Origin of the sequence: Sphingomonas sp. MMS24-J13 (assembly GCF_044905095.1) — a bacterium.
In the GTDB taxonomy this organism is placed as follows: Bacteria; Pseudomonadota; Alphaproteobacteria; order Sphingomonadales; family Sphingomonadaceae; genus Sphingomonas_I.
Genome location: NZ_CP173258.1, coordinates 3,190,150 through 3,209,084, shown reverse-complemented (window position 1 = coordinate 3,209,084; position 18,935 = coordinate 3,190,150). Strand labels below are relative to the sequence as shown.

General features: G+C 66.0%; 12 protein-coding genes. 3 read left to right on the top strand and 9 right to left on the bottom strand.

Annotation, left to right across the window (positions count from 1 at the left end; all coding sequences use genetic code 11):
* Window positions 1-59: 59 nt before the first annotated feature.
* From AB4Z44_RS14745 to AB4Z44_RS14735, 3 genes are all read left to right on the top strand, one after another.
* Window positions 60-2,966, top strand: a complete 2,907-nt coding sequence (locus AB4Z44_RS14745; RefSeq protein WP_404710451.1) for a TonB-dependent receptor domain-containing protein — start codon at window positions 60-62, stop codon at window positions 2,964-2,966.
* Window positions 2,967-3,038: 72 nt separating this feature from the next.
* A complete protein-coding gene (locus AB4Z44_RS14740; RefSeq protein ID WP_404710450.1) occupies window positions 3,039-4,631 on the top strand; it encodes a carboxylesterase/lipase family protein in 1,593 nt (530 codons plus the stop codon).
* Entirely contained in the window at window positions 4,628-6,307 is a 1,680-nt protein-coding gene (locus tag AB4Z44_RS14735; protein WP_404710449.1) for a tannase/feruloyl esterase family alpha/beta hydrolase, read from the top strand. Before AB4Z44_RS14740 ends, AB4Z44_RS14735 begins: the two co-directional genes overlap by 4 nt.
* Before the next feature lie 15 nt (window positions 6,308-6,322).
* Here the strand turns inward: AB4Z44_RS14735 and AB4Z44_RS14730 are convergent, their stop codons facing one another.
* The 9 genes from AB4Z44_RS14730 to AB4Z44_RS14690 all read right to left on the bottom strand — a co-directional run bounded on the left by AB4Z44_RS14730 (window position 6,323) and on the right by AB4Z44_RS14690 (window position 18,823).
* Window positions 6,323-6,730: a nuclear transport factor 2 family protein gene (locus AB4Z44_RS14730; protein ID WP_404710448.1), complete on the bottom strand. Its 408-nt coding sequence runs from the start codon at window positions 6,728-6,730 to the stop codon at window positions 6,323-6,325.
* Window positions 6,727-7,134: a YybH family protein gene (locus AB4Z44_RS14725; RefSeq protein ID WP_404710447.1), complete on the bottom strand. Its 408-nt coding sequence runs from the start codon at window positions 7,132-7,134 to the stop codon at window positions 6,727-6,729. Before AB4Z44_RS14725 ends, AB4Z44_RS14730 begins: the two co-directional genes overlap by 4 nt.
* Window positions 7,131-8,516 carry a spinster family MFS transporter gene (locus AB4Z44_RS14720; protein ID WP_404710446.1) on the bottom strand — a complete coding sequence of 462 codons (1,386 nt, stop codon included), beginning with the start codon at window positions 8,514-8,516 and terminating at the stop codon, window positions 7,131-7,133. Before AB4Z44_RS14720 ends, AB4Z44_RS14725 begins: the two co-directional genes overlap by 4 nt.
* A 210-nt stretch (window positions 8,517-8,726) precedes the next feature.
* On the bottom strand, window positions 8,727-9,968 hold the full coding sequence (locus AB4Z44_RS14715) for a dicarboxylate/amino acid:cation symporter (protein ID WP_404710445.1): 1,242 nt from the start codon (window positions 9,966-9,968) through the stop codon (window positions 8,727-8,729).
* Between the two features lie 43 nt (window positions 9,969-10,011).
* Window positions 10,012-11,604 (bottom strand): amidohydrolase family protein, encoded by a 1,593-nt coding sequence (locus AB4Z44_RS14710; RefSeq protein WP_404710444.1) that lies wholly within the window; start codon window positions 11,602-11,604, stop codon window positions 10,012-10,014.
* Between the two features lie 75 nt (window positions 11,605-11,679).
* A complete protein-coding gene (locus tag AB4Z44_RS14705; protein WP_404710443.1) occupies window positions 11,680-13,302 on the bottom strand; it encodes an amidohydrolase family protein in 1,623 nt (540 codons plus the stop codon).
* Window positions 13,303-13,434: 132 nt separating this feature from the next.
* A complete protein-coding gene (locus AB4Z44_RS14700; protein WP_404710442.1) occupies window positions 13,435-14,526 on the bottom strand; it encodes a YeiH family protein in 1,092 nt (363 codons plus the stop codon).
* A gap of 133 nt (window positions 14,527-14,659) precedes the next feature.
* Entirely contained in the window at window positions 14,660-17,497 is a 2,838-nt protein-coding gene (locus AB4Z44_RS14695; protein ID WP_404710441.1) for a M14 metallopeptidase family protein, read from the bottom strand.
* Between the two features lie 60 nt (window positions 17,498-17,557).
* Entirely contained in the window at window positions 17,558-18,823 is a 1,266-nt protein-coding gene (locus AB4Z44_RS14690; protein WP_404710440.1) for a M20/M25/M40 family metallo-hydrolase, read from the bottom strand.
* Between the last annotated feature and the right edge of the window lie 112 nt (window positions 18,824-18,935).

Here is an 18,935-nt window from a genome sequence, read left to right as displayed (position 1 = left end):
GCCACATTGCCCGTGGTCCACGGCCATCCGCATCAGAGCATCAAGAGGAGGGGAAGAAGATGAAGGGAAGACAGTTGGGGATCCGCGCGATGCCGGGCGAGACACATCCGCCGTTGAAGCGCTCGCTGATGGCGACCGTGGCGCTGGCGATCGTCGCGAGCGGGCTCACGCCCGCTGCTGCCGCAGGCCAGACCGCACCGGCTGCGAGCAACGATCAGCCGCAGGAGATCGTCGTCACCGGCTCGCGCATCGCCAGCGCGGGCTTCAATACGCCGACGCCGGTCACCACGCTCGGCACCGATCGCCTGCAGAAGATGGGCTCGACCAACATCGGCGAAGCGCTCGCATCGTTGCCGTCGTTCCGTGCCTCCTCCTCGCCCACCAACACCACGGTCGGCTCGAATATCAGCCCGGGCAACGCCGGTGCCCGCATCGCCGATCTGCGCGGGCTGGGTACCACGCGTACGCTGGTGCTGGTGGACAGCCGCCGCTTCGCGCCGAGCACGTCGACCGGGACCGTCGATCTCAACCTGATCCCGACGCTCCTGATCGAGCGCGCCGACGTGGTCACGGGCGGTGCGTCTGCCGCCTACGGATCGGATGCCGTATCGGGCGTCATCAACATCATCCTCTCGAAGCACCTGGAAGGGGTGAAGAGCAACCTCGAGTTCGGCATCAGTGATCGCGGCGACGGCAAGGAATATGTCGCGCAGATCGCCGCGGGAACGGCGTTCGACGGAGGCCGCGGCCATGTCGTGTTCGGGCTCGAATATGACAAGGATAAAGGCGTCGGCAACTGCTACACGCGGACCTATTGTTCGAACGAAGTCGGCAATCTGACACAAGCGGCCGGCGTCAACGGTCGCCCCGCCAACAACATCGCCTACAATGTCCATACCGCAACGCTGACGCCCGGCGGCTTGATTACCGCCACGGTCAATGCGGCGGGTGTACGCACCGCCGCCCGGGGCGGCGTGCTGGGCGGCCTCCAGTTCGACGCGAGCGGGGCCCCCACCGCCTTCACCTACGGCCAGAATGGCGGCGCGCTGTTCATGGAGGGCGGAACGGGTACAGGGCTCAATGCCTTCTTCGGCGATCCGGCGCTGTCGATCCCCGTTACACGCTATAATGGCTACGGCCATTTCGAATATGAGGTAGCGGATGCGTTCACGCCGTTCATCGACGTGAGCTACGGCCATGTCGTCGGCTATACGGCTGGCCCGGAAATCCGCGACGGCGGGTTCCCCGGAAACGGCGACCTGATCAAGATCGACAACCCGTTCCTGCCCGCTTCACTGAAGACGACGATGGCGGCCAACGGCATCACCGGCCTGGTCATCGGCAAGCTCGGCACCGATCTGGGCAAGATGGACAGCGTGTCCAAGCGCAACAATTATCGCATCGTCGGCGGCGGCAGCGGCAAGCTCGGCGGATCGTGGTCGTGGGATGGGTATGCCCAATACGGCACGACCGATTATCGTCAGTCGACGGTCAATGATCGCATCACGGCCAATTTCGCCAACGCGATCGATGCCGTCGCCGATCCCGTCAGCGGCCGCCCCATCTGCCGGATCGCGCTGACCAACCCGGCGACCGCCTGCGTCCCGCTCAACATCCTTGGACAGGGGCAATATTCGCAGGCCGCCAAGAATTATGCGTTCGGCACGACCCAGCAGAACACCAACTTCACGCAGGTGGCGGCAGCCGCCAACGTGCACGGTAACCTGTTCAACACCTGGGCAGGGCCGGTTACGGTCGCGACCGGCGCGGAAACGCGGCGCGACAGCCTGCAGATTTCGGTCGATCCGATCTCGGCCGTGAACGGCTTCTACATCTTCAACGCGACGCCCGCGAGCGGCCACGTCAGCGTGGTGGAAGGCTATGCCGAGGCCGGCGTGCCGCTGCTGCGTGACAGCGCGCTCGGCCGCAGCCTCGATCTGAACGGCGCGATCCGCCGCACCCACTACAAGACCGCCAACCAGACCGTCTCGAACAGCTTCGACACGACCACCTGGAAGATCGGCGGCACCTATAGCCCGATCGACGGCGTGCTGCTGCGCGTCACCGAATTGCAGGATATCCGGGCACCCAACACATCCGAATTGTTCACCACGCCTGTGACCAGCGTGGCCGCGCTCACCGACACCAAGACCGGCACGCAGGTGTTCGCCAACGTCTATACCGGCGGTAACATCAACCTGAAGCCGGAGAAGGCGCGTACATTCACCGCGGGCGTGACGCTGCAGCCCCAAGGGAGCTTGCGAGGTCTGAAAATCGCGGTCGACTATTACAAGATCCGCATCCGCGATGCGATCGCGACGCTGGGCGCACAGGTGATCGTGAACACGTGCAACACTACCGGTGCGGCCGACATTTGCGGGCTGGTCACCCGCAATTCGAGCAATATCCTGCAGAGCGTTTCGGTCCTCTACCTCAACCTCAACCGGCAGGACCTGAAGGGCCTCGATTTCGAAGCGAGCTACCGCCTTCCGCTGGGAACGGGCACCTCGCTCGATCTGCGCGGGCTCGCAACGCACAACATCTCGCTCACCAACAGTTCGCTGCCGAACGTCAACCGCGCCGGCGACGACGGCTTGAACGGGGTTCCGTCCTGGGTGGCCGACGGCTTTGCGACGCTCAACATCCGCCGGCTGACGCTCACCGCGCAGGGCCACTTCATCTCGGCGGGCAAATATGATGCCTCGCTGATCGGTCCCGAGGATGCGGGCTACTCGGTGCTCTCGCCGAGCAGCATCAACACGAACCGTGTGCCTGCGCGCTTCTACACCAATATCGGCGCCAGCTTCGATCTGCTGAAAACGGGCAAGCGGACGCTGAAGATCTATGGCAACGTCAACAACCTGTTCGATGTGATGCCGCCGCCGCTGTGGAACGGCAATAACAACTCGGTCTATTACGACGTGATCGGTCGCCGCTACCGGATGGGTCTGCGGTACGACTTCTGATCCCCGGCCGGCTCCGGCGATATGATGCGCCGGAGCCGGATCTTTCGATCTTCTCGAACCAGGAGATGCGATATGCCCGCCAATCGGGATGCTGATCACCAGGGCTGTCGCAGCCGCCGCGCCTTTCTGGCCGAGGGTGCGGCTGCCGGGACCTTGCTGCTCACGCCTGGTGCCGCACGCGCCACGCCGCCGGTGGTGAACACCCGCTCCGGCGCGCTTCGCGGCACGATCGAGAATGGTGTGCATGTGTTCCGGGGTATTCCCTATGGCGCGCCGACCGGCGGGATGCGCCGGTTCCTGCCGCCCGTACCGCCCGAGCCGTGGACCGGCGTGCGCGAGGCCACCGTCTTCGGAGCCGAATGCCCGCAGCTCGCGCCGCCCGGCGCGCCGGCCGCGCCGACACCGGCGCGCAGCGAAGACTGCCTGGTGCTCAACGTCTGGACGCCCGGACTGAACGACGGGCGCAAGCGGCCGGTCATGCTGTGGGTCCATGGGGGCGGCTTCGCGCTGGGGGCGGGCGACAGCCCGGTCAATGACGGCGTGCGGTTGTGCAGCCGGCGCGATGTCGTGCTGGTCGCGATCAACCATCGCCTCAACGCGTTCGGCTATCTGCATTTCGGCGATACCGTCAAAGCCGATCGGGCGGTGTCCAATGTCGGCCAGCTCGATATCGTCGCGGCGCTGCAGTGGGTCCGCGACAATATCGCTGCCTTCGGCGGCGATCCGGGCAACGTCATGGTCTTCGGCCAATCGGGGGGCGGATCGAAGGTCGCGGCACTGCTCGCGATGCCGTCTGCGCGCGGGCTGTTCCACCGTGCCGCGCTTGAAAGCGGGTTCGGTACCTATACGCTGCCGCGTGACGACGCGCTGCGTATCACGCTGGCGCTTTGTAAGGCGCTTGATGTCGCGCGCGGGGACATCGACGGGCTACGGGCTGTGCCGCCGGACAGGATGCTGGCGGCCCTGCAGCGCGTGACCGGGGGCGATCCGACGCAGGGGCCGGGCATCGTCGCCGACGGGACGGTGGTCCCGCACACGCCGTTCGGGCCCGGCGCCCCGCCGATCTCGCCCCACATTCCGCTGATCGTCGGACATACGGCGACCGAGACCACCGTCCTGTTCCCGCCGCCCAACGCGTTCACGCTGGGCTGGACGGATCTGGCGGCGGCGCTCGCCCCCAAATCGCGCGATCCCGGCGCACTGATCGCAGGTTTTCGCAAACTCCATCCCGCCGCCAGCGCAAGCGATCTCTATTTCAGGATCACGACCGAAATCGGCATGGGACGCAACGCGCGTATCGCCGCCGACAAGCATGCCGGGCTGAACCGGGCGCCCGTATTCGCCTATCTGCTCGAATGGCGCACACCGGTGCAGGGCGGCAAGCTGCGCAGCCCGCACGGGCTGGAACTGCCGTTGGTGTTCGATACTGTCGGCAACGCCGCCGGCACGATCGGCGACGGCGTGGCCGAGGCGCAGCACCTTGCCGACACGATGAGTGCGGCCTGGACCAATTTCGCACGCGCCGGCGATCCGAACGGCCCGGGCGTGCCGCATTGGCCACGCTACACGCTGCCTGAACGCGCGACGATGGTGTTCGACAACCGGCCGATCGTTCGCACCGACCCGCTTCGCGCCGAACAGGCGCTGATCGAGGCGGCGGCATGATCGCCGCGGCACGCCTGTGGCGCAGGCCCCTCCGGCTCGTCCCGCTGGTCTTCGTCCTGCTTCTCGGCTTGTTGAGCGCGGCCGGTCGATCATCGGCGGCGGATGCACCGCCGGATTCGCATGCTCCACTGATCGCCCTGCCGGCACGGCCGACGATCGCGCCCGTAATGGCTTGCGCGGCGCTGGCGACGCCGGCGACCGTTTATGCCGGCGGGACCGGCTACCGCATCCTCTCCGCAACCGAGGCGCCGGCGCGCGCGGACGCGGTCGCCACCTGCGTGGTCAAGGGCTATGCCGCGCCGCAGACGCAGTTCGAGCTTCGCCTGCCGCTCGCCGGTTATACCGGACGTTTCCTGCAGGGTGGCTGCGGCGGGATGTGCGGCGTGATCTCGGATTCGATCGTGCCGCTGTGCAGCAACGCGCATCTCGCCAGCGGTGCCTTCGCCGTTGCCTACAATGACGGCGGCCATTTCTCGGCGGGGATCGGCGACGGGACTTGGGCGGTCGATCCCGAACTCCGGATGCAGTTCGCGCACAAGGCGACGCATGCGACCGCGCTCGTCTCCAAGGCCATCATCGCCCGCTTCTACGGACAGGCCCCCGAGAACAGCTATTTCGTCGGCTGCTCGGGTGGGGGTCGCGAGGCGCTGATGGAGACGCAACGTCATCCAGCGGATTTCGACGGCGTGGTGGCGGGTTCGTCGGTATCGATGCCGGCCGCGATGCAGCTGTTCCTGTGGGAAGCGCAGAAGGGGCTCGATGCCGAGGGCCGCGAGATCTTCACGCCCGCCGCCGTCGCGACGCTCCATCGTGCGGTGCTCGCGGCCTGCGATCGCCTCGATGGAATTCCCGACGGCCAGATCGACGATCCGCGCCGGTGCCACTACGATCCCGCCGCGTTGCTCTGCCCGGCCGATGCCCGGCCCCGGTCGAACTGTCTCACGCCGGGGCAGGTGGAGGCGGCGCGCGCTTATTTTCGGGGGCCGACCAGCGAGGACGGCACGCCGCTCTTTCCGGGCGGAGCGCCATACGGCTCGGAGCTGGGCTGGGTCGGGCCGGGTGCCGCGACGCAGACCGGCAAGCTTGCCGCCGAATCCTTCATCAAGCTCGTGCTGCTTCCCGGCGAATTGCCGGAAAGCTTCGGGTGGCGCGACTGGCGCTTCACCCGCGCCATGTTCGATCGCCTGATGGTGGCAGGTGCCCAGTTCGATCCAGCCGACCCCGATCTCGCCGCGTTCCGGGATCGCGGGGGCAAGCTGATCCTGTGGCAGGGAATGGCGGACAATGCGGCGGGCGCACGCGGGATGCTCGATTATTATCAGGCGGTGCGCGAACATATGGGCGGGCTGGAGGCGACGCGGCGTTTCGCCCGGATGTTCCCCGTGCCCGGCGGCTATCATTGCCGGGGTGGCTACGTGCCCTATGACATGGATTTCCTCGGCGCGATGGTCGATTGGGTCGAACGCGGGGTCGCGCCCGAAAGCGTCCTGGCGGCCGCGCGCCTGGCCGACGGCGCCGTGCGGCGCCGGCCGCTCTACGCTTATCCGACCCCCACGCGGTATCGCGGCGGCGACGTCAACGATCCGCGCTCGTTTTCGCCCGGCACGATCCGCACGGAGCCCGACGATGCCTATCCATGGCCGGGCTCGAAGGCAGGGGCCAAACGCGCGCCGTAAGGCGCGGCGACGCGATCAGGCGGTCGCGTCGACCGGTCGATATTCGCGCTTCAGGATCGCGGCGCGGATACGCGTATAATGCTCGCCTTCGAAATCGTAGAGGACGAGGCTGTTGAGGTAGCGCCGATCGCCCTTGTTCATCGGCCCGGCCACGAATGCCGGAAGATCCTCGAGCGCCAGGAATTCCGATTCCAGCTCGGCGGCGAGCACGTTGCCGTCGTGGAAGCATTGCAGAACCTCGATCGTGCGCCGCGTCGCCGCCTTCACCGGCCTGTAGAAATCGACGATCGCGTCGCGCCCGATCAATTCCGTCCCGTTGCCGATCACCAGCCGCACATCGGGCGCATAATGGCGGCACAATGCCTCGTAATCGCTGCGATTGAACGCATCGATATAGGCGCGGAAGCGATCTTCGGGGCTCATGCGCGGACCGCCGGCTGCGTGAAGCGCGCCGAACGCACGCGCGTGAAGCGTTCGTGCGCGACGTCGTAGATGATGAAACTCACGCTCTCGCGCCGGTCGCCCCGGCGCATCGGACCGGTCGGCATTTCGGGCCAGTCCTCACGCGCGTGGAGGCGCGTGCGCATCTCCACCACGATCCGGTCGCCCGCGGGGGCGCCGACGAAGGTCAGAAGGTCGAGCGTCTCGTCGAGCCTGGCTTTGACCGTACGGTAGAAGGCCAGAACCGCGTCGCGCCCGACCACCTGGGCCGCCTGCCCCTGGAAGATCACGTCAGGCGCATAATAGGCACCGAAGCCGTCGAAATCGTTGCGATTGAACGCATCGACATAGGCTTCGAACCACGCTCGCAATGCGATGCTGCTCATGCGGCTTGCCCCGCCCGGTAATAATCGCGCCGTAATGTCCGTGCCGCGAGCAGGAACATCGCCGCTGCGAGGAAGAAGACGCAGACCGCGCACATCAGCGCGGATCGGACGCCCGTTGCCGCTGCCGCTGCGCAGGCATGCTGCAGGCCTCCCGCCGCCTGCAGCGTCGTCTTGATCGTCCGGCACCGCACGAGATAGTCGCCGCCGTCGAAGGCGGTCGTGGCGAAGCGGTCGCTCATCCAGCCGACGAAGGTCGGCCCGCCGCCATAGCCCACCAAAGTGTAGAGCATCCCGAACACCGCCGCGCCGGTTGCGCGCATGCGCGGTTCGAGCAGGTTCTGGATCATGCCGATCGTCGGCCCGTAATAAAGCAGCAGGAAGCAGCCGGAGACGATCAGCAGTATGGTTCCGGTCGTCGGCGAGGCCGCGTTGAACGCGATCCAATAGGAAAACGGCGCAATGGACAGGCCGATCGCGGCGCCCCAGGCCGGCCAGCGCCCGTCGCCGCGCCGTGCCAGCCAGTCGGTCCCGAAGGATCCGATCAGCAGCCCGCTGGCGAGTGCCAGCGCCGAGATCGTGCCGTAGAGGGCGCCTGCGGAGCGCGCGGGCAAATCATAGACGCGCGCCAGGAACACGGCCAGAAATTGCGAGACCGAGCTCATCCCGAAGCCGGCGAGCGCGCCGCCACCGATTACGAACATCAGCGCGGGCTTGCTGGCCATAACCTTGAGGAACGCTCTGAAGTTCGGCGCGGGCGTGCGTGTCGGCGGCAAATTGTCCGCCAGACCGCGGCGCGGTTCCCGCAGCACCAGCAGCGTGAGCAGCCCGATCAATGCGCCCGGGAGCCCCATCGCGATGAACGCCGCGCGCCACCCCCAATGGCCAGCGACCCACCCGCCCACCGATGCGCCGATGAAGGTGCCGAGCGGCGAGCCCAACAGAATGAGCCCCATCACCGAAGCGCGGCGATGGCGTTGGAACAGATCACCGACGAGCGACGATGTCGCGGGTTGCGAGCCCGCCTCGCCCATCCCGACACCGACGCGACACAACAGAAGCTGCACGAAGCTGCCCGCCGCCGCACACGCCATCGTCATGGCGGACCAGAACAGGATCGCAGCGGCGATGATCTTCACGCGCGACACGCGCTCGGCCAACCGCCCGATCGGTACGCCCAGCACGGCATAGAGGAGCGCGAAGGCGACGCCTTGCAGGATACCGAGCTGGAAATCCGACAGGCCGAGGTCGCCCTTGATCTGCTGCGCCGTCACCGCGAAGACCGAACGATCTGCGAAATTGAACGTCGCGATCAGCAGGCTCGTGACGATGAAGGTGCGGCTATAGCCCGCCGACAGCAATTGCTCGTCCTGGCCCGTCCGCATTCACCGTCACTCCTGTGCCTAACCCGCTGCACCGCAGGCCGCGCCCGAGCAACGCGCGCTCTCACCCTCTCTGTGGACGAGGGTTGATGATTTCTCAACACAAATTGCGACTTGTCATCGCTCCGGCCCAGGGCCTTCGGTGAGATTGCGGCCGCCGAGCCACGCGGGCTGGGAACGTCCGGCAAGCCCGCAACGATGCTGTCGATTCCTTCAAGCGATAATTGGGGTGAGACGCATTTCGCGCGGTTCCCACTTCGCGACACAGGCCGCGACGATGGCGTTGGCGACAACGTTGGTCGCGGTACGGCCCATGTCGAGGAAGTGATCGATCGCGAGGACGAATACCACGCCCGCTTCGGGCAGCGAGAAGTAGGGCGCTGTCGCCGCCACGACCATGATCGAGGCACGCGGCATGTTGGCGATGCCCTTGCTCGTGACGAACAGCATCAGCAGGAGCTGGGCGATTTGCGCAGACGTGAGCGGCACGTCGTAGGCCTGTGCGATGAAGAGCACGGCAAAGGTGCAATAGCACATCGATCCGACGAGGTTGAACGCGTAGCCGAGCGGCAGGACGAACCCGGCGATCCGGTTCGGCACGCCGAAGGCCTCGAGCTTTTGCAACAGCGAAGGATAGGCGGCCTCCGAACTGGTGGTGGCTAGCGCGATCAGCGCGGGCTGGCGCACCTGGACCAGCAAGGCGCGCTGCGTGCGTGCGCCCAGCAGCATTCCGCCCGCAGCGATCATGACCACCCAGAGCAACGCCAGCGCGAGATAATAGCCGCCGATGAAGGAGGCGTAGGTGGCGATGACGCCTGCGCCGTAGCGCGTCAGCGCCGTCGCCACCGCCGCGAACACCGCGAGCGGCGCGAACCGCATCACGAAGCCGGCCATCTGCAGCATCAGCCGCAAAATGCCGTCGGCGAGCCGCAGCACGTCCGCGCCGGTCTGGCCGATCCGGGGGAGCGCGAGCCCCGCGACGATCGCGAAGAATACGATCGGCAGCACGTCGTTGCGCGCCATGACATCGGCGATCGAGGTCGGCACGATGTTGAGCAGGAATGCGGCGGCATCGAACGGCGGCGCCTTCATTCCACTTGCCGCCGCGGAGGCGCGCAGATGAAGGCCGTTGCCGGGGGCCACCCACTCCACCACCGCGAAGCCGATCGCCATCGCGACGAACGCGGCGATGACGAACCATGCCATCGCCCGCAATGCGATGCGGCCGACCGCTTCCGTTTCCTCCATTCGTCCGATCCCGCTGAGGAGCGAGGCAAACACCAGAGGCGCGATCAGCATCTTGATCGAACGCAAGAAGAAGCTGGTCGTGAAATCGCAGATGGCCGCAATCGTCGCGATGTGCGCCGCATCCGTGATCAGCGCGTGGCAGGCGAGACCGAAAATCGCGCCGAGCAGGCACGCCGCGACGATCTGCCACGTCAAATTCTTCCGCATCGCGCCTACCACGATTTCGTCCTCTTCCGTGATCGATCGGAGGCTAGCTGCACGTTCCCGGGGTCGGGGTGTGCGGCAGCGGCCGGCCGGAGAGGACGGCCGTCATCTTACCACCGTCGATCGCGGCCTTGCCGTTGACGAACAGGTCGGTGACGCCCTCGGCGAGCACGTCGTAGTGGGAGAAATCGTTCTTGGGCGCATAGCGCTTCGGATCGAACACCAGCACGTCGGCGAAGTAACCCGCCTTCAGATAGCCGCGATCCTTGAGGCCGAAGAAATCGGCGGTCGCACCGGACGAATTGCGGATGAAGAAGGGCAGCGAGATGACCTTCCGCTCAAGCACATATTTCTGATATTTCAGCGGAAAGGTACCGTATTCGCGCGGATGGCCTTCGCCGCCGTCCGAATCGGTGAAGGTCCAGCTCTGCTTCATGAAATTGGCGATGTCCTCCTCGCCCATGACGAAGCCGATCATCGACTGGCTGCCGCCCTGCTTGACGATCTTGAGCGCGGCATCCACCGGGGTCATGCCCCATTCCTTGGCGACGACGTCGAGGAACTTGCCCGACCAGGCTTCCCCGCGGCCGCGGAACAGGAACTTGTTCGGGCCGCCGGTGCGCTCGAGATTGGTCGCCATGTCCTTCTTGAGGCGATCGAGCGTCTCGGGATTGTCCATCCGCTTGAGCAAGGCCGCGCGGCCGCCGTCGAGTGCCCAGTTCGGCATGAGCATCGCCGAGATGCTCGTGCCGTTGCCGGTATAGGGATATTGGCTGGCCGTGACGTTCTGCCCCGCCGCACGGGCGGCATCGACCATCTTCACGACCTCGACCGACTTGCCCCAGACCTTGGGCCCGATGATCTTGATGTGGCTGAGATGGACCGGCATCCCGGCCGCCTTGCCGACGTCGAGTGCCTCCTGATAGGCCTTGATCGCGCCGACGGTGAAGTCCGAATAATCGCGCGTGTGGGTGTCGTAGATGCCGCCGCGCTTGCCGGCCTCCTTGCCGAGCGCGATGACTTCGTCGGTCTTGGAATAGCTCTGCGGCACGTAGAACAGGCCGGTCGAGAAGCCGATCGCGCCTTCGCACATGCCCTTGGCGACCAGCGCCTTCTCCTTCTCCAGCTCCTCCGCCGTCGGCGCACGATCGCTTTCGCCGACCACACGCGTGCGGATCGGGCCGAAGCCGACATAGGAGACGAGGTTCACACCCAGGCCCTGCGCCTTGTACTTGGCGAACTTGTCCGCGATTTCTGGTGCGCCGTTGCCGTCGACGCCGATGAAGATGGTGGATACGCCCTGGGCAAGCCAGGCCGGCACCTGGCGCTTCTGTGGATCGTCCGAGTTGATCATGGGATCGGGATGGGTGTGCGGATCGATGAAGCCGGGCGAGACGATCATCCCGGCAGCATCGACAACGCGCTTCGCCTCCATCGTCGCGTGCGGGCCGACATAGACGATCCGATCGCCGCTGATGGCGACATCGCCGACATAGGGTTTCATCGCCGCCGAGCCGTCATAGATCGTGCCGCCACGGATCACGACGTCTGCGGCCGGCTCCGCGCTCATCGCGCCGCTGCCCAACGCCCAGGATAAAGCCGCCAGCGACGCGATCGTCCATGCCCTTTTGTGTGCCATCGAAACCTCTCTTGCTGCGCCGGAAATTCTATCGAAACTCGCTTTCGTCATGGTCGGGCCGGAGCGCCGCACCCGTCAGCCGCACGTCCCTGCGGGCGAGGCGTGCGGCAGCGTCCGGCCCGACAGGACCGCCGTCATCCTGCCGCCGTCGATTGCCGCCTTGCCGTTGACGAACAGGTCGATCACGCCCGTCGGCAACAGGTTCCAGTGGCTGAAGTCGCTCTTGGGCGCGTAGGTCTTCGGATCGAACACCAGTACGTCGGCGAAGTAACCCGGCTTCAGATAGCCGCGCTCCTTGACCCCGAAGAAGTCCGCCGGCGCACCGGTCGAGCTGCGGATGAAGAAGGGCAAGCTGATCGCTTTCTGCTCCACCACATATTTCCGGTATTTGGTCGGATAAGTGCCATATTCGCGCGGATGGCCATCGGAGCCATCGGAATCGGTGAAGTTCCACGATTGCTTCATGAAATTCTCGATGTCCTGCTCGCCCATGACGAAGCCGATCATCGACTGGTTGCCGCCCTGCTTGACGATCTTCAGCGCGGCATCGACCGGCGTCAGGCCCCATTCGCGGGCGACGACGTCGAGGAACTTGCCCGAATATGGCGCCTCCTTGCCATCCGCCGACGACCAGGTTCCGGCGAGCAGCAGCTTGTTGGCGCCGCCGGTGCGCTCCAGGTTCGCGGTCATGTCCTTCTTGAGGCGATCGAGCGTCTCGGGATTGTCCATCCTCTTGAGCAAAGCCTCGCGCCCGCCGTCCAGCGCCCAGTTGGGCATGATGATCGCCGAGATGCTCGTGCCGTTGGCCGAATAGGGATATTGGCTCGAGGTCACGCTCTGGCCGGCGGCACGGGCCGCGTCGACCATCTTCACGACCTCGGCCGACTTGCCCCAGATCTTCGGCCCGATGATCTTGATGTGGCTGAGGTGGACCGGCATGCCGGTCGCCTTGCCGATGTCGAGCGCCTCCTGGTATGACTTGATCGCGCCGACGGTGAAGTCCGAATAGTCGCGGGTGTGGGTGTCGTAGATCGCGCCATATTTCGCCGCCACCTTGCCGAGTGCGATGACCTCGTCGGTCTTCGAATAGCTCTGCGGCACGTAGAACAGGCCGGTCGAGAAACCGATCGCGCCTTCGCACATGCCCTTGGCGACCAGCGCCTTCTCCTTCTCCAGCTCGGCCGGGTTCGGGGCGCGATCGACTTCGCCGATCACGCGCGTGCGGATCGGGCCGAAGCCGACATAGGAGATCACGTTCACGCCGGTGCCGCCGTTGCTGACCCTCGCGAAGGTATCGGCGACGTCGGGCGATCCGGCGCCGTCGACGCCGACGAAGATGGTGCTCACGCCCTGCGCGATCCAGGCCGGCACCTGGCGCATCGCCGGATCGGTGGACTTGTAGAAGCGATCGGGATGGGTGTGGGGATCGAGGAAGCCGGGCGATACGACCATGCCGGCGGCGTCGATCACCCGCTTCGCCTCCATCGTGGCGTGCGGCCCGACGTAGACGATCCGTTCGCCGCTGATCGCGACGTCGCCGACATAAGGCTTCATGGCAGCCGAGCCGTCGTAGATCGTGCCGCCGCGGATCACGACGTCGGCCGCCGGCTCCGCGCCGATGGCGGCGCTTCCCAACAGCCAGGCCATCGCCCCCAACGAGGCGATCCCCAACGCCGCTGCCTTGCTTGGTGCAGGCATCCTGCGGGATGCTGCGTGATCGCGCCGATCGTCCACCTATAGTCTCCCGTTAATGCCCTTCATCCCGGCATGCGGCCGCGATCATTGCCGATCGCTCCGCCCCACCGGTCGAAATCAGCCCTGTCTCCGCCGTCATGCCACGATGAACCGCGCCGCGAGCAACGACAGGCCGAGCGCCACCAGGGTCGCCGCCAGGATGACGAGCAGCGGCTTCGGCCCATGTTCGAGCAGCGACTGCATCGGCGAGCGGATGCCGGTCGCCGTCACCGCGCAAGCCAGCAGGGCGGTCGCCAGCTGCTGAGCGTGATCCGCGGCGACATGCGGCAGGAAGCCGGCGGAGTTGATCGCGGCAAGCAGGAAGAAGCCGACGATGAACCAGGGCAGGCGAGGTACCTTGCCGCCGCCGCTTCCGGTCCGCATCAGCATCGCGACGACGGCCAATGTCGGCGCAAGCAGGGCGACGCGGGTGAGCTTGACGATCGCGGCGGTCTGCGCCGCCTGCGGCGAGAAGGAATAGCCGGCACCCAGCGACTGGGCGACGTCGTGGATCGCCGCGCCGAAGAGGAAGCCGGCCTGACGGTGATCGAAACCCAGCTGATGCGCGAGCACCGGATAGAGCATCATCGCCGTCGCGCTCATCGCCGAGATGCCGACGAGCACAAGCGCGAGTTGCGCCTGCCCGTCGCGCCTGTCGCCGAGCAATGTGGCGAACGCCATCGCCGCCGACGCGCCGCAGATCGCGACCGCGCCGCCGCAGAGCAGGCCGAAGGCGGTCGAAAAGCCGAGCAGCCGTGCCGCGAACACGCCGCTGGCCAGGGTGATGGACAGGATCGCCACCACCGCGAGCAGGGTAAGCGGCCCGAGATGAGCGATATCGCCGAGCGTTACGCGCGCGCCGACGAGCACGATGCCCCAGCGCAGCAAGGTCCGCGAGGTGAGCGCGAGACCGGGCGCCAATCGCTGGTCGCTGCTGAGGAAGTTGAGCGCGAGGCCGACGAGCAGCCCCATCAGGGTGAGCGGCGCGCCATAATGGTCGGCCAGGAAGGCCGCGGCGAGGGTCGCCGCGCAGGCGACGGCGACGCCGCGGAGATTGTCGCGCCCGCGGACCTTCGGCGCCGGCTCGAGATCGCCGTAGAGGTCCGCCGCGGTGACGTTGCCGACGGCGGCGGCCGAAGGAGAGCGCGCCGGATCGGTCCGGAGCGATCCGAAATTGTTCCAAATCATGCCCGCTCCTTTCCGATCATGGGGTGGGTGGGCCGTGCTGGCTGTCTGCATCGCCGCCACGCCCTCGGGCGGCCGTCAACTGGAACCGGGAGGCGCGTGCATGAGGGGAACACGCGCCTCCCGCCACGAGCGGTCAGTCCGCTCGTTTCTCGCCGGGCGTGTCGGCCGCCGCGGTGGCGGTGCCCGACGCGCTCTTCCCGTAGAAGATGCCGTTGAAGAGAAACTTGAAGGTCGGATAGGGCTGGCCGCGCTGCGTCACCTCCGGCCCGAGCAGCAGGACGTGGCCCTTGCCCAGGCTGGCATCGACGATGCTGGTGGCGCCGTTCAGCATCTTCTGGCCCCATGCCCAGCCGGCGACGAGCGGATCGTCATTGTAGAACCAGCTGACCTTCTTCGCTGCCGGGCTGTCGCCCGCGCCCGAGAAGACCGGGTTGTTATAGTAGAACATGTTCACCGTCTCGGGCACGCCATAAGCGAGTGGATCGTTGATGTTCACCTTGGCGGTGACGATCGAGCCCGGAATGTAGAACTTGTTCGACGGAACCGGCCGTTCCTTGCCGTCGGCGCCGGTCGTCACGAGCATGTTGGTCACCGGCACGCCCAGCGCCGGCCCCATCGCGGTGGCGTTGCCGATCGCGATCACGGTGCCGCCCGCCTTCGCGAAGGCCGCGATCATCGGGTAGGTCTTGTCCTTGGTGATGGCACCGAGCCAGGGCCGGTATTCGGCGGGAAGGTCCTCGGCCTTGGGCTGACGGCGGTTACCGCCCTCTTCGCCGCGGCCCAGCACGTCGCTCTGGAAGACAAGCACGTCGTATTTCTTGTTGAGGTCGCCCTTGTCGAGCTCCTGCGGGAAGACCTTCGTGTATGGGAATTCGAACTGCTCGAAGATCCAGCGTGTCCAGCCCGACGCCATCGAGCCGCCGTAGAGATCGACCAGGCCGATCCGCGCCGGCTTGACGGCCATCATTGCCCCGGTGGGCTTGGCACCGACCGCATAGGCATCGATGCCGAGCGTGGCGGCGCTGGCCGTGACGATCGCCTTCGCCTTGGCGCTGGCCGGGATCCACAATGCGCCGGGCGCCATCGTCTGGCCCTCCGCGCTCGTCTGATCCTTGAGCCAGTAGACGGGAAGGTGCGCCTTCAGCAGCCGGTTGGACAGGATGAAGCTGTTGTTGGTAGCGTGGCTCACCAGATAGCCGGCGCTCCCCGTCCCGACCACCTTGCCCGCGGGCGGCTGGGCCATCACGTCCGGCACCAGCGGGAAGTGATCGGGCGCGCCGTCGAGCATGCGATCGAACTTGACGTTCATCTGCAGCGCGAGCGTGTAGCCGGTGATATCGTAGGGCCGGATCGGCGGACCGCCGGGATAGGCGAAGTCCTGCGGGTGGTCCTGCGGCTCGAACATGTCGAGCACGTGCGGGCGGAACGCCTGATCGGCGCGGACGATGAAGCTGCCGGCCGGATAGCTCTTCCCGCCGAAGCTGAACGCCGCCGGCGCCTGCTCGACCTCGATGCCCGCCTTGATCAGCGAGTTCAGGAACTTGACCGTGGTCGGCAGATCGGGCTGGTCGGCGCTCGACATGATGTAGGCGCGCGGCATGCGCTTGGCGGGATCGTGCAGCACCTGATCGTACAGCGCGGACGGCACCGGCCGGTCGCCGCGGCCGATCACGGCGGGCCCGGCATCCTGTGCCGCCTTGTTGCCGCCTTCCATCTTCGCGGCGGCCTCGCGGACGGCGTTCAGGCCCTTGGGCGTCGTGACCCAGCTGTCCTGGCTACCCTTCTGGACCTGATTCCGGCCCATGACGTAGCGGTTGTAGAGAAGGATCTCGCGGTAGCGCGAGGCATAGTCCAGGACGGCGCGGTCCATTTCCTTGATGTATTCGAGCGACTGCTGGAAATGCCATTTCTGCGGGGCGATCGGCATCACCTCGTCCTCGCGCGGCAGCTGCTTGTCGAGCACCAGCGGGATTTCCATCGGCGTCGGATTGCCGATGATCTCGGTCAGGATGCCGATCTGGTTGTGGAAATAGCCGATCGTGCGGATGCCGCCGTTGAACCAGGTGGAATAAGGCGCGCCCGAACGCATCACCGATCCGGCCTTGCCCTGGCTGACCAGGCGCGCATGCATCATCTCGCCGACCACGTCGGTCTGGTTGATGACGAGCGGCTCGTTGAAGAAGTTATAGGGATCGCGGAACGGCGGGATGAACACCACCGCGCCTTCCGGGCCGGTCTGGTGCTCGTTGTAGAGGATCTGGGGGAACCATTCGCGATAGCCCGCGCGGTTCATGTTGGTCGTCTCGGCCTGGTTCGAGGCGAAGCTGTCGCGATTGTCGTCGTGGCCGATATACTTCTGGTACAGCACCGGGATCGATTCGGTCGTCACCTTGTGCGGATCGCGCATGTACCAGTTGGCGACGAGTTCCAGTCCGTCCGGATTGGCGAACACGAACAGCATGATGTCGTCGTTGAGCAGGCGCAGCGTCTCGGGATCGTTGCGCGTCACCATCTCGTGAATGATCTGGATGTGGGTCTGCGCGTTGGTGACCTCCGTCGCGTGCAGGCCCGCGTCGATCCACACCATCGCCTTGCCCTCGGCGGCGAGCGCGTGCGCCTGCTCGTCGGTCAGGCCCTTCGCCAGCGCGAGCTTCTGCGCGATCTGGCGGTAATGCTCCAGATTCTTCATGTTCTCGGGCGAGGAGATGACCGCCATATATTGGTCGCGGCCCTCGGCGGTCTTGCCGATGCTAACCAGCTTCATGCGGTCGCTTTCGCCGGCGATCTGCTTCAGCCAGGCGGAAATCTGGGTGTAGTTGGCAAGGTAGTAATCGGAGCCCGGCTTTACCTTCAGCATGGTTTCCGGATCGGTGATCTTGGCCTGCGTCGGCGGAGCCAGCTGCGCTGCGGCGGGCATGGCACCCGCGAAGGCGAAACCGAGCATTGTCGTGGCGAGCAGAAAAGCGCGCATTGGAATCTCCCTTCGTTCGGCCGCGCGCGGCGGCCGAGCCCCATCAATCCTGAACCAAGCTCATTTCGCGTCCGCGATCAGCAGCACGGTCGCCAGCCCGATCGCCATGTTTTCGATGTCCGTCGGCTTATCGAGGATCATGTCCTCATCGAGCGAATGGGCGCCGTGCGTCTCGAAGCCGGATCCCAGCGTGATCGCCGGACGGCCCATGCTCCAGGGTATGTTGCTGTCGCTGGAGCCCGTGCCGAAGCTGGTCTTGATCCCGGCGGCGTTGCGGACGGACACCGCTTTCTGCAGGATTTCGGCATCCATCGCCACCGCCCCGACGGGCCGGTCGCCGATCAGCTTGATGTCGTAGCCGACCTTGCCCTTCGCGGTGGAGCGCGCCGCATTCTCGGCCGCCGCCGCGCGCGGCGGGATGGCGAGGAATTCCTTTTCCTCGGCATCGAGCTCGGTTTTGCCTTCCGAGCGCATGTCGATGGTCATCGCCATGGCGAACGGGATCGAGTTGACCGAGGTGCCGCCCTCGACGATGCCGACGTTGAACACCGTCTTGGGCTTGGCCGGCACCTTCATCTCGCCGAACTGCTTGATCGCGTCGCCCAGCGCATAAGCCGGGCTGACGATCCCGAAATCGCCCATGCTGTGTCCGCCCGGGCCGGTGAAGGTCACCTTGTAGCGTTTGGAGCCGGCACCGGCATTGGTGATCCGGTCCGCGCGGCCAGGCTCGAACGAGATGAAATATTTGATCCGGTCCTTCAGCGGGCCCTTGTTGAAGAGGTAGCGCATGCCGCGCAGGTCGCCCGGGCCCTCTTCGCCGACATTGCCCATGAAGACGATATCGGTCGCCGGCGTGAAGCCAGCCGCCTTGATCGCACGGATGAAGGCCAGCAGGACCGGCAGGCTCGACGTGTCGTCGCCGATGCCCGGCGCTGCCAGCCGGTTGCCCTCGCGCTTCACCTTCACGTTGGTGCCGGCGGGAAAGACGGTGTCGAGATGCGCGGTGACGACGAATACCGGGCCGGGCGCGCCCGATCCCTTCAGCGTGCCGTAGACGTTGCCCTCTTCGTCGGTGGTGACGTCGGCCAGCCCCTCGGCGGCGAGCATCTCCTTGTACAGCGCGCCGCGCGTCTTTTCCTTGAACGGCGGCGACTCGGTTTCCGTGAGCTTGATGATGTCGGCGATGATGCGGTCATAGTCCGCCGCGATCTTCGCCTTGGCGGTCTTGTACTTGGCACTGCCGAGCAACGCCTTGGCCTGCGCGTCGTAGCTGGGCGCGGCGAGGGCAGGGCTACCCAGCACGATCGACGCTGCGGTGCACAACATGGCAGCGTATCGCGCGGAACGGCAAAATGAAGAACGAACCAGGACTCGCAAAATCGGACCCCCTTTTTGACTGGCGCCTTCCGCTCCGAATGTCGCGGGTTCTACGCCCTGT